Raw genomic sequence first — 15138 nt, 5'->3', positions numbered from 1 at the left:
TATGCCAATACACGACAAGACTCCACGACCGCAGGAATTTGCTGCGGTCGACCTTGGTTCAAACAGTTTCCATATGGTCATTGCCCGCGTGGTTGATGGCGCAATGCAAATTATTGGGCGACTGAAACAACGCGTACATCTGGCGGATGGCCTCGGCGAAGATAACAAGCTGAGCGAAGAGGCCATGGAGCGCGGGCTAAGCTGTTTATCACTGTTCGCCGAACGTTTGCAGGGGTTTCCTCCATCAAGCGTATGTATCGTGGGAACCCATACTTTGCGTCAGGCACTGAATGCGACTGATTTTCTCAAGCGAGCGGAAAAAGTCATCCCCTACCCAATTGAGATTATTTCCGGCAACGAAGAAGCCCGATTGATCTTTATGGGCGTTGAACATACGCAGCCGGAAAAAGGTCGCAAGCTGGTTATCGATATCGGCGGCGGCTCAACAGAACTGGTGATCGGCGAAGATTTCGAGCCTAAACTGGTCGAAAGCCGCCGTATGGGTTGCGTCAGCTTTGCCCAGATGTATTTCCCGCGCGGTGTAATTAACCGCGAAAACTTCCAGCGTGCCCGCATGGCGGCTGCGCAAAAGCTCGAAACCTTAACCTGGCAGTTTCGCATTCAGGGCTGGAACGTTGCGCTGGGCGCATCGGGCACCATTAAAGCAGCCCATGAAGTGCTGCTGGAGATGGGTGAAAAAGACGGTTTTATCACCCCCGAACGTCTGGACAAGCTGACATCTGAAGTGTTGAAGCACGCGTCATTTGATGCGCTCAGCTTGCCTGGGTTGTCAGAAGAAAGAAAAGCAGTGTTTGTACCCGGACTCGCGATTCTGTGCGGCGTTTTTGACGCGTTAGCTATTCGCGAACTTCGCCTTTCTGATGGTGCGTTACGTGAAGGCGTGCTGTACGAGATGGAAGGCCGTTTTCGCCACCAGGACGTTCGTAGCCGTACCGCCAGCAGCCTGGCGAACCAGTACAACATTGACAGCGAACAGGCCCGGCGCGTACTAGAAACGACGATGCAAATGTACGACCAGTGGCATACGCAGCAGCCAAAGCTGGCCAATCCCCAACTGGAAGCGTTACTGCGTTGGGCAGCAATGCTGCATGAGGTTGGGCTGAACATCAACCACAGCGGTTTGCATCGCCACTCTGCGTATATCTTACAAAACAGCGATCTACCTGGTTTCAATCAGGAACAACAGCTGATGATGGCAACATTAGTTCGTTATCATCGCAAAGCGATTAAGCTCGACGACTTGCCCCGCTTTACGCTGTTTAAGAAGAAACAGTTTCTGCCGTTAATTCAGCTGCTGCGCCTGGGCGTGCTATTGAATAATCAGCGTCAGGCGACCACCACACCGCCGACTTTGACCCTGATAACCGACGACAGCCACTGGACCTTACGCTTCCCGCATGACTGGTTTAGCCAAAATGCGCTGGTGCTGCTCGATCTGGAGAAAGAGCAGCAATACTGGGAAGCCGTAACAGGCTGGCGACTCAAAATTGAAGAAGAGAGCTCACCCGATATCGCCGCATAAGATCTCAGCAGGTGTCAGTTCATCTGGCACCAGCTTTTCCAGAGTTTCACTCAACGGCAGTGGCTCACCAATCAGATACCCCTGCATGTAATCAATCCCCAGTGAAATCACCGCACTGCGTATTTCTTCGCTTTCGACGTACTCCGCAACCACCAGCATTCTTTTCATCCGCGCCAGATGGCAAATAGAGGCCACGATTTGGTAGTCGAGGCTGTTCGAAACAATATTGCGAATAAAGCTACCGTCAATTTTCAGGATATCGGCATTCACATTTTTCAGCCGCGCATAGCTGGCATACCCAGTACCAAAATCATCAATCGCAATCTGACAGCCCAGTGATTGCAGCTGCAGCAACGTTGCCTGTGCCTGTTCCGCATTGGTCAAGGCATTGCTTTCCGTCACTTCAAAGATAAGTTGCCATGCTTCAACCTTGTACTTATTCAGTAACTGATTGATGTCATTAGGAAGTCGCGCGCGACATACTGAGGTGGGTGATAAGTTGATAGCAAACCGGTGGGCGGGCATTTTTTCCCGATTCTGCGCCATAAATTTCAACGTATTTTCAATCACCCACAGATCGATACGGGATGACAAACCAAACTCATGGGCTACCGGCAAGAAGCTATCAGGGGCGATAGTTTCACCGTCATCCCCCTCAAGCCGCAGCAGGATTTCGTGATAAACGTCGCCACGCACGCCAAAAATCGGCTGCGCCTTCAGGAAAAAGCGATTGTTCTCCAGCGCCTGCTGAATACGGTTCATCATCGCAACTTTATCTTTCAGGTCGCGTTGCAGGTGCATCACACCACGCCGCTGCAAATTCTCTGGTGAATTGGTTGCCAGCGATAATTCGGCAATGGTACTTAACTCTCCCAGCAACAAATAGATATGGTTAACAGGAGAACGGACATAGCAAAAGCTGATCCCAACCTGCGGTTGCAAAGGCATTCCGTCCCAAACAAAACGAAACTGCTTGATATGCCTGTCCAGTGCTTCAATGCGTTCCTGGTGTAGCTCAGTGTTAAAACGCAGGATTAAATCATTACCTGACAATTGATAGACATGCTCATCCTGTTCAAGCAACGGTGTTATCCACTGAGCCAGTTTTTGCTTGTACTGGATACGCAGCATAATGCCGTAATTTTTCACCAGCACCTCCATGCCCGGAACACCCAAAAAGCAAAGCACTGACCATGGCGCGTTTTTCAAATCCCGGTTCAAAGCGCGCAAATTCGGAATATGCACCATAGGGTCAAAGAAGGCCAGGCGATGGTTGCGCCGGGTAACAAAACGTTGACGCGTTGCCAGGACAGCAATGAAATTCACGATGAAGGAAAAAACCAGATAACTTGATGAGGTAATGGCAAGCTGCGTATCATAACCCGAATACCAGGGCATATAGCGCTGATAATAATGGATTGCGGTAATAAGTACGACCGCCCATATTAACGAAATAAATTTATAACCGTAACGCATTGCCCCCCACAGCATGACAGGCAGTAACAGTGACAGTGTATAATTCGTGCTGAATATTGAGCTTTGTTCATTGAGCGGCATACACAACATTGCCATTAGCACAGTCAATATAATCAACCAGACCGCAAACTCTGTTTTAGTCACTTTGGTATCAAACTGCTGCTTTAACTGAGAAAAATAGCCTCTCAGATGCAAGGGGTTGCGAATTGTTCGAATGATGAAATAACACAGCGGCACACCTACAAGATTCCCCGCGAGTATGGACTGATAGTTGATCAATGTGCCTGTATTGAAGGGCATAACGCCCACCATGCCGGATTTGCTTTCATAAACACCCACAAATGCAGCAAACTGGAAGAGTATCAGAAACAGCGTTGCCGGGCAGAAGACTTGCCAGAACATACGCTGAAACAACAGATGAGAGTCGCCGTGGGAAACGTTGTTTCGTCGGGGAGAAAATACTTTATATCCTCCCCAGCTAAGCACGATTGTAACTATAAAGTGCGAAATTATTGAAAGTGTTTCAAATAACCCGACCTGCGGATATTTGTACCAGATAATGGAAATGATAATACCTGGCAATGCCGCCCAGCCAAAAAAAAGCATCAGGCTAATCATCAGCGCTAACGGCAGGTAGAAAAGAATTACGGCCCCCGTACTAATATGGGCATAGGTGGTGGCAGTGCTCAATATAGGCAACAACAAAGAAGGTAAGATGAGAGGTAATGCCCACCATCTATCTCTAATACCAATATAATTTTTATTGAGTTTCATAGATGCTCAGTAGAATCCCACACATCCTGTAGGGGGTATTCAGACAGGCATCCCACCTGACCTTAAAACGATAAAGTAAAATACATCACAATGATTCATCAATTTTAGTTGTCAGCAAAGTGTGATGCTTGATACATATCAAAAAACATGCCCCTCATTCATCAATTATTACTCTTTTCATTATTTTTTATCGTTAATACATTATTCATGCAAATAATAATATTAATTTCCATAACATAAGAAGATAAAACAACTGAAGCAATTTTACATAAGGAAGAATTGACCATTCCCTCTCAGTGTGCCTTAATGTGAGTATCGCCCTCAGTTGGGTACACTACAAGGAACCTTTTGTGAGCCAGGTTACCAGCCTACGCAAACGACACCGATTTAACAGTCGCATGATCCGGATCGTACTGCTTATCAGCTTTCTCTTCTTCTTCGGACGCTTCGTCTACTCCGCCATTGGTGCGTGGCATCACCACCAGGACAAAAAAGAATCTCAGCAGACCACTCAGCCGCAACAGACAGCTCCTGCGCAAACCGACGAACATTGATCGCTCGCCCCTGTGATATCCCCAGCATTAAGATTCCTTACCGGATGGCTAATCGCCTGACATTTAACCATCCGGTAAGGGATTTGAGTGATGAAACTTTACACACCCCTCCCCCTCTCTCGCTTAATTATCAGATAATCGACCGTATTTTTCGCACAAATGCACAATCTTTTCATCCCACTTCACCGCACCATTCGCGCTGATTTTTACGTTACGATTTAACGGACATAAAAAGACAAACAGTGCTCAAATAAACGCTAATTAATATCACCAGCAAATATCACTGACGCAAGCATTTATATTTCGCATGAAAATTAAATAGTTATTTGAATTGTTATCATTTTTAAATACTACAGGGTAATACCATGAGTGGTTTTTTATTATTCCCGAAAATAAGAAGCGGCCTTGAGTGGATCGCCGGGCACAGCGATGCTGTCATTCAATTCGGCTGGAATATCGTTGCCGCCGTGATCTTATTGTTTATCGGTAAATTTATCGCTCGTCTGCTCTCTCGTGGGCTGGAAAAGTTACTGCTTAAACGTAAAGTCGACAGAACGATCATTCAGTTCTTCACCGCGCTGGTACGTTACATTACCCTCGCCTTTTCCGTCGTCGCCGCATTAGGTCGCATCGGTATTGAAACATCCTCCATTATTGCCGTCATCGGTGCCGCCGGACTAGCCATTGGCCTCGCGCTACAAAGCTCGCTTTCCAACTTTGCCGCTGGCGTGCTGTTGGTTTCCCTGCGGCCTTTTCGCGCCGGAGAAGTAGTGCAGATTGGTGCAGTCACCGGAACAGTAGAAAAGGTGCACATCTTCTCCACCACCCTGCTAACCGCGGACAGCAAAGAAGTGGTGATTCCAAACGGTAAGATCATCGCTGACAACATCATTAACTATTCCCGTCACCCTTTTCGTCGTATCGATCTGGTGATTGGTGTGGGTTATCAGAGTCGGATTGCAGAGGTTAAGCAAGTTATTAATCACATTATCGAGCAGGACAGCCGCATCGATAAGCAACGTGGGGTAACCGTTCGTCTGGGCGAACTGGGCGCTTCAGCGTTGAATTTTTACGTGCGCGTATGGGTGCCCAATATCGAATACTGGAATACCTATTACGATCTGCTGGAAAACATTAAAGAGGCGCTGGACGCCAACCACATCGACCTACCCTATCCACAGATGGATGTGCGTATTCAGAATGTCGCACCTCAGCAACAGTCTCAGCTGCAACTGGTCGATTAGCGTACTTTCCTGCAGAACATGCGCCTGAAGTATTTGCTGAAATGCGTGCAATAAAAAACCCTCTGTAAACAGAGGGTTTTTTGCATATTACCGGTTCAAAAACCGCTAACGGAAAGGGATATTATTCCCACTCAATGGTAGCTGGCGGCTTACCGCTGATGTCATACACCACGCGGGAAATACCGTTCACTTCGTTGATAATGCGGTTAGAAACGCGGCCTAAGAAGTCATACGGCAGGTGTGCCCAGTGCGCGGTCATAAAGTCGATGGTTTCTACCGCACGCAGGGAAACAACCCAGTCGTACTTGCGGCCATCGCCCATCACACCAACGGAACGAACCGGCAGGAACACGGTGAACGCCTGGCTTACCTTGTTGTACAGGTCAGCTTTGTGCAGCTCTTCAATGAAGATAGCATCCGCGCGACGCAGCAGGTCGCAGTACTCTTTCTTCACTTCGCCAAGCACACGTACGCCCAGACCCGGTCCCGGGAACGGGTGACGGTACAGCATGTCGTACGGCAGGCCCAGCTCCAGACCAATCTTACGCACTTCGTCTTTGAACAGCTCACGCAGCGGCTCAACCAGACCCATCTTCATCTCTTTCGGCAAACCGCCCACGTTGTGGTGAGATTTGATAACGTGCGCTTTACCGGTGGCAGATGCCGCGGATTCGATCACGTCCGGGTAGATAGTGCCCTGCGCCAGCCACTTAACGTCTTCCAGCTTCAGCGCTTCTTCATCAAATACTTCCACGAATACGCGGCCAATGATTTTACGTTTAGCTTCTGGGTCGTTCTCGCCTTTCAGCGCGTCCAGGAAACGCTGCTCGCCTTCCACGTGAACGATGTTCAGGCCAAAGTGGTCGCCGAACATATCCATCACCTGCTGAGCTTCGTTGAGACGCAGCAGACCGTTGTCGACGAACACGCAGGTCAGGTTTTTGCCGATAGCACGGTGCAGCAGCATCGCGGTCACGGAGGAGTCAACGCCGCCGGACAGACCGAGGATAACTTTATCATTGCCAACCTGCTCACGAATGCGGGCAACGGCGTCATCGATAATTTTTGCCGGCGTCCACAGCGCTTCACACTGGCAGATGTCGCGCACAAAACGCTCCAGCATGCGCATACCCTGACGTGTGTGGGTAACTTCCGGGTGGAACTGCACGCCGTAGAAGCGTTTTTCTTCGTGCGCCATGATAGCGAACGGGCAGTTGTCGGTGCTGGCAACGGTCACGAAACCTTCCGGAATGGCGGTCACTTTGTCGCCGTGGCTCATCCACACGTCCAGCAGCGGTTTGCCGTCTGCGGTCAGGGAGTCTTCAATACCGCGGACAAGCGCGCTGTCGGTCTGAACTTCAACCTGCGCATACCCGAATTCACGTTCGTTAGAACCTTCAACATGACCACCGAGTTGCATTGCCATGGTCTGCATGCCGTAGCACACGCCGAACACCGGCACGCCCGCGTTGAAAACGTATTCCGGCGCACGCGGGCTGTTTTCTTCGGTGGTACTTTCCGGACCACCGGAAAGAATGATACCGCTTGGGTTGAATTCGCGAATTTGTGCTTCCGTAACATCCCATGCCCACAGTTCACAGTAGACGCCCAGTTCACGTACGCGACGTGCAACCAGCTGAGTGTACTGCGAGCCGAAATCGAGGATGAGAATGCGATGTTTATGAATATTGTCTGTCATTGACGCTAATTCCGAGGCAAGTGAAACAAATTCGCCCGGCATATAGCCGGGCGCGGAAACTTATCAGGAGCCCATGCGGTAGTTAGGGGACTCTTTGGTGATGGTCACATCGTGAACGTGACTTTCCTGAATACCCGCACCGCTGATGCGTACAAACTCTGCTTTCGTTCGCAGCGCGTCGATAGTACCACAGCCGGTCAGACCCATACAGGAGCGCAGGCCGCCCATCTGCTGGTGAATGATCTCTTTCAGGCGACCTTTATAGGCAACGCGACCTTCGATACCTTCCGGGACCAGTTTGTCAGCAGCGTTATCGCTCTGGAAGTAACGGTCAGAAGACCCTTTGGACATCGCGCCCAGAGAACCCATACCGCGGTAAGATTTGTAAGAACGGCCCTGGTACAGTTCGATTTCGCCCGGGGATTCTTCAGTACCCGCCAGCATGGAGCCAACCATCACTGCGGCAGCACCAGCAGCAATCGCTTTAGCGATGTCGCCGGAGAAACGAATACCGCCGTCGGCGATAACCGGAATACCGGTGCCTTCCAGCGCTTCAACGGCATCAGAAACGGCAGTGATCTGCGGAACACCGACGCCGGTCACGATACGGGTAGTACAGATGGAGCCAGGGCCGATACCCACTTTAACTGCGCTACAGCCAGCTTCAGCAAGCGCGCGAGCACCTGCGCCCGTAGCAACGTTACCGCCGATGATCTGCAGGTCAGGATATTTAGCGCGAGTTTCACGGATACGCTGCAGAACGCCTTCAGAGTGGCCGTGAGAGGAGTCAATCAGCAGAACGTCTACGCCAGCGGCAACCAGCGCGTCTACACGCTCTTCGTTACCTGCGCCAGCACCTACCGCTGCACCAACGCGCAGACGACCATGCTCGTCTTTACAGGCGTTAGGTTTACGTTCTGCTTTCTGGAAATCTTTTACGGTGATCATGCCGAGCAGGTGGAAGCTGTCATCAACAACCAGCGCTTTCTCAACGCGTTTTTCGTGCATTTTGGCAAAAACGACATCGCGCGCTTCGCCTTCACGAACGGTCACCAGACGCTCTTTTGGCGTCATATATACGCTAACCGGCTGGTTCAGGTCAGTCACAAAACGCACGTCACGGCCGGTGATGATGCCGACCAGTTCGTTATCTTCAGTCACTACCGGGTAGCCAGCAAAGCCGTTACGCTCGGTCAGTTCTTTCACTTCGCGCAGAGTAGTGGTTGGCAGTACGGTCTGTGGGTCAGTTACCACGCCAGATTCGTGTTTCTTCACGCGGCGAACTTCTTCAGCCTGGCGCTCGATGGACATGTTTTTGTGGATAAAACCGATGCCGCCTTCCTGGGCCAGGGCAATTGCCAGGCGCGCTTCCGTCACGGTGTCCATTGCTGCGGAGAGCATAGGAATGTTCAGGCGAATGGTTTTCGTCAACTGGGTGCTGAGGTCAGCAGTATTCGGCAGAACGGTAGAATGAGCGGGAACGAGGAGGACGTCGTCAAACGTCAGGGCTTCTTTTGCGATACGTAGCATGGGCAATATCTCACCTGGGAGGTTATTAAATATTGCCGCGGCATTATACAGAGCGTAACCGATTGCATCCACACTTTTTTGCAAAAAAACCTTGCGCTCCTCTGTGAGCATGTTACTTTCGACTGAATAACTTGCTGATTTAGAATTTGATCCCGCTCACATGTTATCCTCTCAGACCACCTCAATTTTTACCGTAAGCCGCCTTAATCAGACGGTTCGTTTGCTGCTTGAGCAGGAAATGGGACAAGTTTGGATCAGCGGTGAAATCTCGAATTTCACTCAGCCGTCCTCCGGTCACTGGTATTTCACGCTCAAAGATGACACCGCCCAGGTACGCTGCGCGATGTTTCGCAACAGCAATCGACGGGTAACGTTCCGCCCGCAGCACGGTCAGCAGGTCCTGGTACGCGCCAACATTACGTTGTACGAACCGCGTGGCGACTATCAGATAATTGTTGAGAGCATGCAGCCAGCTGGTGAAGGCTTGTTGCAGCAAAAATATGAGCAACTCAAAGCCAAACTGCAGGCTGAAGGGCTATTCGATCAGCAGTTCAAAAAATCACTACCCTCTCCGGCTCACTGCGTTGGGGTCATTACCTCGAAAACCGGGGCTGCGCTGCACGACATTCTCCACGTGCTGAAGCGCCGTGACCCATCCCTGCCCGTTATTATCTACCCGACCGCGGTCCAGGGCGACGATGCGCCAGGACAGATCGTTCGCGCCATTGAGCTGGCGAACGCGCGGGGCGAGTGCGATGTGCTTATCGTCGGGCGCGGCGGCGGTTCTCTGGAAGATTTGTGGAGTTTTAACGACGAACGCGTAGCACGGGCAATCTTTGTCAGCCGCATTCCGGTAGTAAGCGCCGTCGGCCACGAAACAGATGTCACTATTGCCGATTTTATTGCAGATTTACGGGCGCCTACGCCATCAGCAGCGGCGGAAATTGTTAGCCGCAATCAATTGGAACTGCTGCGTCAAATTCAGCATGGCCAGCAGCGTCTGGAGATGGCGATGGACTACTACATCGCCAACCGTACTCGTCGCTTTACCCAGCTTCATCACCGTTTGCAACAGCAACATCCGCAACTGCGTCTGGCCCGTCAGCAGACCGTGCTGGAGCGGCTGCGTCAGCGGATGAATTTCGCTCTTGAGAATAAGATTAAGCAGGCCAATCAGCGCCAACAGCGCGTAAGCCAACGCCTGAGCCAGCAAAACCCACAGCCGCGAATTTATCGGGCGCAAACCCGTATTCAGCAACTGGAGTACCGTCTGGCAGAAAATATCCGCGCGCGTTTAAGCGCACAGCGAGAACGCTTCGGTAATGTGGTGACGCACCTTGAAGCGGTGAGTCCTCTCTCGACGCTCGCTCGCGGCTATAGCGTCACTACCGCGACGGACGGCAAAGTGCTGAAGCAGACCAAACAGGTAAAAACCGGTGATGTGCTCACTACCCGCCTGTCAGACGGCTGGGTAGAGAGCGAAGTGAAAGGCGTAACGACGGCAAAGAAAACGCGTAAGAAAAAGCCAGATTAAACCGGCACAAATTCCACACGTTTCTTCGAGATCAGACCATGGCCATTCTGACAGAAGTAGTCCACCGCACCGCAGGCTTTTAACACCTGGAGTGGCTGATGGCACTCCGGGCAGCGCGCTTCTAACGGAATATCTTTTTTACAGTTTTCACAGTGTGCCACACCGTTTTGTGGTTCCAGTTCTGCATGACAATCCGGGCAGGTCATCGACATGGTGACTCCTTTAAATGGCGTTCAATTCTGCGCTAATTTTACCATGATACGCTTAGTGTGAACCACGCAACTGTTGCTGTAGGATCAGTAATCGTTCTACCTCCTCCAGCCTGCGCTGCGTCGTGCGGCTCACCTCCTGCGGGCTGCGTTCAAACAGACTTTGCGTCCCCAGAATATGTTCCGCCAGACAATGGGCATAAATCGTACCAGGCAGACACCAGCGTTGCACAACATCACCGTCAATCAATTCGAGCACATCGTCGGCACCCCGTCGGTCGTAGCTGATGATACGCCCATCACGCAGATAAAGGCGCAGACCTTTTTGTCCGCCAGCAGGCCCCGCGTATTTATTCAGCCAGATATCCAACGGTACACCGCTAATCAGTCCTTGCAGATGCGCCTCTCCTTCAGCCGTGGTCAGGTCACCCTGGATGATGTTACGTCCCAGACGGTCTTTAGCGCTCTTCACCTGCAGGGTCATGCTGTCATTACCGCCCAGGTAACGCACTGTTTCACGCAGCATGGCCAGTACGTGTGTGCCAATGTCCAGAATCACACCGTCCGGGTGGCGAAGCTCACGCGTATCTGGCTCACCAGTGGCAAAGTTGAGCGCGATCGGCTCTCCTGTAGCGTTATATCCGCTCGGCTCCTGCAAAAAACCGTCGATTTTAACAACGTCTGAAAAGTGAGAGACAAGTGCCTGTTGTGGGTTATCGCCCTGCCACTGCGCACCGAGTTTTCCCAATGCCAGCTGCATTGCGCCATTACGCGCCATCCAGTGGTCGAGCGCCAGCACACGGTCGGCAGCGTCGGGTTGCTCCAGCAGCGTTTTCAGTTTTTCAATTTGGGAAAGCGTGGCAACAATCGGTTTTTCAACCACGATTCGTGCGATGGGAGCGGCCAGCGCCTGTTCAAGCACATCGAGATGATGCAGAGAAGCGGTGGTGATAAACAGGGTTTCAAGCGGTGTTGCAAGAAGTTCAGCGAGCGATGCACAGCGTGTCACACCAGCGGGCTGTTTTGCGGGTTGCACGTCAAATCCCACACAGCACAGGGAATCACCGTAAAGTTTACGCAATGCGGGCAAGTATGCCGTTTCAACGACTGCGCCAAGCCCAACAAACCCTAACAGCATGTTCTCACCTCGTAAATGAATTGGCCGGGACATCACGTCTGCCCCGGCACAATCGAGGTGTTATCAGGCGCTAGTAGCCGGTTTAGTTTGCGTATTCTCCAGCATGCGACGGATCGGCACAATGAGGACGATCAGTACCGCGGCGCAGATAAGCAATGCAATCGAGCAACGAGCGAAGAGATCCGGCAGCATATCCAGTTGGTCGGCCTTCACATGACCACCAATCAGACCTGCGGCCAGGTTACCCAGCGCACTGGCGCAGAACCACAGGCCCATCATCTGCCCGCGCATTCTTTCCGGGGCCAGCAGCGTCATGGTCGCCAGACCGATCGGGCTCAGGCACAGCTCACCAAGCGTCAGCATCAGGATACTGCCCACCAGCCAGAATGGGGAGACGCCTGCGCCACCGTTACTGAGAACGTTTTGCGCTGCCAGCATCATCAGACCAAAGCCTGCAGCGGCACAGAGAATACCGATAACGAACTTGGTGATGCTGCTCGGGCGAATGTTCATGCTCGCCAGTTTCGGCCACGCCCAGCTGAATACCGGTGCCAACAGAATGATAAACAGTGCGTTTATCGACTGGAACCAGACCGCCGGGATTTCAAAATCGCCGATCATACGGTTAGTGTAGTCGTTAGCGAACAGGTTGAACGAGGTTGGCTTCTGCTCAAACGCAGACCAGAAGAACGCGGCGGAAACCAGCAGGATAAAGCAGACCAGCAGTCTGGCGCGCTCTTTACGGTTCAAACCGGCAAAGATGAACAGGTAGATAAAGTACAAGGCAACGGAGGCTGCAATCACGTATACCAGTATGCTGGCAACCGCGACCGGATTTATCACAATCACGCCCTGCGCAATCAGCGTAACGATAACAGCTACGCCGACGGCCAGCGCCAGCAGCCACGCGCCCACACCGTTACGTTTCACTACCGGGCTGTTCCAGGTTGAGTCCAGACCCACTTCGCTGTCATAACGTTTCATCGATGGAACGGCAAACACGCGGAAGATGATCAACGCCACCAGCATCCCGATACCACCGATGCCAAAGCCCCAGTGCCAACCGTGGGATTTAATCAGCCAGCCGGAGATCAGCGGCGCGATAAACGATCCCATATTGATGCCCATATAGAACAGCGAGAAACCGCCGTCGCGACGCGCATCGCCTTTTTTATACAGCGTGCCAACCATCACTGAGATACAGGTTTTAAACAGACCGGAACCGAGCACGATAAACATCAGGCCGATAAAGAACAGGTTGTTCCCCATAATGGCCGAGAGCGCGATCGACAAGTGACCGAGCGCAATCAAAATGGAACCGTACCACACCGCTTTCTGTTGGCCGAGCCAGTTATCCGCCAGCCAGCCACCTGGCAGCGCGGCGAGATACATCGTACCGGCAAAGATACCCACAATCGCCGAGGCATTTTCACGCGCCAGCCCCATGCCGCCGTCATAAACGGTAGCAGCCATAAACAGGATCAGTAACGGGCGAATGCCGTAAAACGAGAAGCGCTCCCACATCTCTGTGAAGAACAGCGAGCCGAGCGGGTAAGGATGACCGAAGAAAGTTCGGCTTTCTTTTTGATTAACAGAGGATTGCATAATTCTCCCGAAAGTTATGTCGTCGTGCGTGTAAACACCGCGATGTACGCCAGCCAGTTACGTATCTGACCGATTTTTTACATGCGGCGAAAAGTTATTTAACCATTTGATAACCTAAGGCTAGTTTTGTCTAGTACCAGCCCCCGGACTTTAAGATGAAAACTCGACAAATGTCTACTTTCTTAGATTTAAACTTGGCAAAAAACGAATAGTGATTGACTTTACACAGGGGGAGATCAGCAATGGGCAGACGAAAAAAAACCCGCGACAAGCGCGAGTTTTTATCTGCATCAGCAACAGTTACTTGCTTTTTTTGATGTGCTTAATCAAACGCTTACGCTTACGCATCTGAGTCGGCGTCAATGTATTACGTTTGTTCGCAAACGGGTTCTCCCCTTCTTTGAACTGAATACGGATCGGCGTCCCCATCACGTCCAAAGACTTGCGGAAATAGTTCATCAGATAGCGCTTGTAGGAATCCGGCAGGTCTTTGACCTGGTTGCCGTGAATCACCACGATTGGCGGGTTATAACCACCGGCATGGGCATATTTCAGCTTCACACGACGACCACGCACCAGAGGCGGCTGATGATCTTCTACTGCCATGGTCATGATGCGCGTCAGCATCGCGGTGCTCACGCGACGTGTAGAGCTATCGTATGCTTCACGGACCGATTCAAACAGGTTACCCACGCCGCTACCGTGCAGAGCTGAGATAAAGTGTACGCGCGCAAAATCAATAAAGCCCAGACGGAAGTCCAGCGTCTCTTTGACCTGCTCTTTTACTTCCTGCGTCAGGCCATCCCACTTGTTCACAACGATAACAAGTGAGCGCCCACTATTGAGGATAAAGCCCAGCAGCGACAGGTCCTGATCGGAAATCCCTTCACGCGCGTCAATCACCAGCATCACAACGTTGGCATCTTCAATTGCCTGCAGCGTTTTGATTACTGAGAATTTTTCTACCGCTTCGGTAATTTTGCCGCGCTTACGCACGCCCGCGGTATCGATGAGCACATATTCGCGTTCATCGCGCTGCATCGGAATATAAATACTGTCACGCGTGGTTCCCGGCATGTCGTAAACCACCACGCGGTCTTCGCCGAGAATACGGTTAGTAAGCGTGGACTTACCTACGTTCGGACGGCCGACGATTGCCAGTTTAATCGGCAAATCCTGCGGGTTGAAATCGTCCTCAGGCTCTTCTTCGCCGTTTTCTTTGGCTTCAAGCTGCGCCCAGTATTCTGCGTCTTCATCCACTTCTTCCTGAGGAGCAACGTCATCCATCCACGGCAGCAGAACATGCTCCAGCAGGCTGAGAACACCACGACCATGGGACGCCGCGATCGGATAAATTTCACCCAGACCCAATGAGTAGAAATCAACAACCGCCTGGTCAGGATCGAGTCCGTCAGTTTTGTTGGCGACCAGGAACGTCGGTTTCTGGCGCGAACGCAGATGTTTAGCAATAGCTTCATCCGCTGGCATCAGGCCAGCACGCGCATCCACCATGAACAGCACAACGTCTGCTTCTTCGATAGCCAACAGCGACTGTTCCGCCATACGGGTTTCAACACCGTCTTCGGTGCCATCAATACCGCCGGTATCAATACAGATAAACTCACGGCCTTCAATTTCCGCACGACCGTACTTACGGTCACGAGTCAGACCCGGGAAATCCGCAACCAGCGCATCTCGGGTGCGAGTTAGACGGTTAAATAACGTGGATTTGCCAACGTTAGGGCGCCCGACAAGCGCGACCACAGGTACCATGTTTAAAGCCTCATTTAAAAAATCATCAGACAACGGGCACATTTTTTGCCCCGTTGTTA

At 51.6% G+C, this 15138-nt stretch carries 11 protein-coding genes; 4 read left to right on the top strand and 7 right to left on the bottom strand.

Features of this window, described 5'->3' with window-relative positions; translation table 11 throughout:
- Position 1 precedes the first annotated feature (1 nt).
- Positions 2-1543 carry an exopolyphosphatase gene (gene ppx / locus OGY67_RS00290; RefSeq protein ID WP_032944195.1) on the top strand — a complete coding sequence of 514 codons (1542 nt, stop codon included), beginning with the start codon at positions 2-4 and terminating at the stop codon, positions 1541-1543.
- Here the strand turns inward: ppx and OGY67_RS00285 are convergent.
- Complete coding sequence (locus tag OGY67_RS00285; protein WP_286573073.1) at positions 1523-3793, bottom strand: bifunctional diguanylate cyclase/phosphodiesterase; 2271 nt, start codon at positions 3791-3793, stop codon at positions 1523-1525. The genes ppx and OGY67_RS00285 overlap by 21 nt on opposite strands.
- 350 nt (positions 3794-4143) lie before the next feature.
- Between OGY67_RS00285 and OGY67_RS00280 the strand changes: the two genes are divergently transcribed.
- Both OGY67_RS00280 and mscS read left to right on the top strand, forming a co-directional pair.
- On the top strand, positions 4144-4347 hold the full coding sequence (locus OGY67_RS00280; protein ID WP_008785446.1) for a YfgG family protein: 204 nt from the start codon (positions 4144-4146) through the stop codon (positions 4345-4347).
- 365 nt (positions 4348-4712) lie between these two features.
- On the top strand, positions 4713-5591 hold the full coding sequence (gene mscS / locus OGY67_RS00275) for a small-conductance mechanosensitive channel MscS (protein WP_057069350.1): 879 nt from the start codon (positions 4713-4715) through the stop codon (positions 5589-5591).
- Between the two features lie 121 nt (positions 5592-5712).
- Here the strand turns inward: mscS and guaA are convergent, their stop codons facing one another.
- Together guaA and guaB are read right to left on the bottom strand one after the other, a co-directional pair.
- Positions 5713-7290 carry a glutamine-hydrolyzing GMP synthase gene (gene guaA, locus OGY67_RS00270; RefSeq protein ID WP_048216398.1) on the bottom strand — a complete coding sequence of 526 codons (1578 nt, stop codon included), beginning with the start codon at positions 7288-7290 and terminating at the stop codon, positions 5713-5715.
- A gap of 63 nt (positions 7291-7353) precedes the next feature.
- Positions 7354-8820, bottom strand: a complete 1467-nt coding sequence (gene guaB, locus OGY67_RS00265; RefSeq protein ID WP_003037756.1) for an IMP dehydrogenase — start codon at positions 8818-8820, stop codon at positions 7354-7356.
- Positions 8821-8980: 160 nt separating this feature from the next.
- On the opposite strand from guaB, the gene xseA reads away from it, so the two are divergent.
- Positions 8981-10354 carry an exodeoxyribonuclease VII large subunit gene (gene xseA / locus OGY67_RS00260; RefSeq protein WP_057068022.1) on the top strand — a complete coding sequence of 458 codons (1374 nt, stop codon included), beginning with the start codon at positions 8981-8983 and terminating at the stop codon, positions 10352-10354.
- Here the strand turns inward: xseA and OGY67_RS00255 are convergent.
- The 4 genes from OGY67_RS00255 to der form a co-directional block, all read right to left on the bottom strand.
- Positions 10351-10566, bottom strand: a complete 216-nt coding sequence (locus tag OGY67_RS00255; protein WP_003835160.1) for a zinc ribbon domain-containing protein — start codon at positions 10564-10566, stop codon at positions 10351-10353. The two genes, xseA and OGY67_RS00255, sit on opposite strands and share 4 nt — an antisense overlap.
- 52 nt (positions 10567-10618) lie before the next feature.
- Complete coding sequence (locus tag OGY67_RS00250; RefSeq protein WP_286573795.1) at positions 10619-11701, bottom strand: Gfo/Idh/MocA family oxidoreductase; 1083 nt, start codon at positions 11699-11701, stop codon at positions 10619-10621.
- A gap of 63 nt (positions 11702-11764) precedes the next feature.
- Positions 11765-13306 (bottom strand): peptide MFS transporter, encoded by a 1542-nt coding sequence (locus OGY67_RS00245; protein ID WP_048225012.1) that lies wholly within the window; start codon positions 13304-13306, stop codon positions 11765-11767.
- A gap of 300 nt (positions 13307-13606) precedes the next feature.
- The gene (gene der, locus OGY67_RS00240; RefSeq protein ID WP_003835168.1) at positions 13607-15079 is read right to left on the bottom strand and encodes a ribosome biogenesis GTPase Der; all 1473 of its coding nucleotides are present in this window, start codon (positions 15077-15079) and stop codon (positions 13607-13609) included.
- Positions 15080-15138 lie beyond the last annotated feature (59 nt).

This window comes from Citrobacter sp. Cpo015, from assembly GCF_030333035.1.
Lineage (GTDB): Bacteria > Pseudomonadota > Gammaproteobacteria > Enterobacterales > Enterobacteriaceae > Citrobacter > Citrobacter portucalensis.
This window is presented reverse-complemented; position numbering and strand designations above follow the sequence as displayed.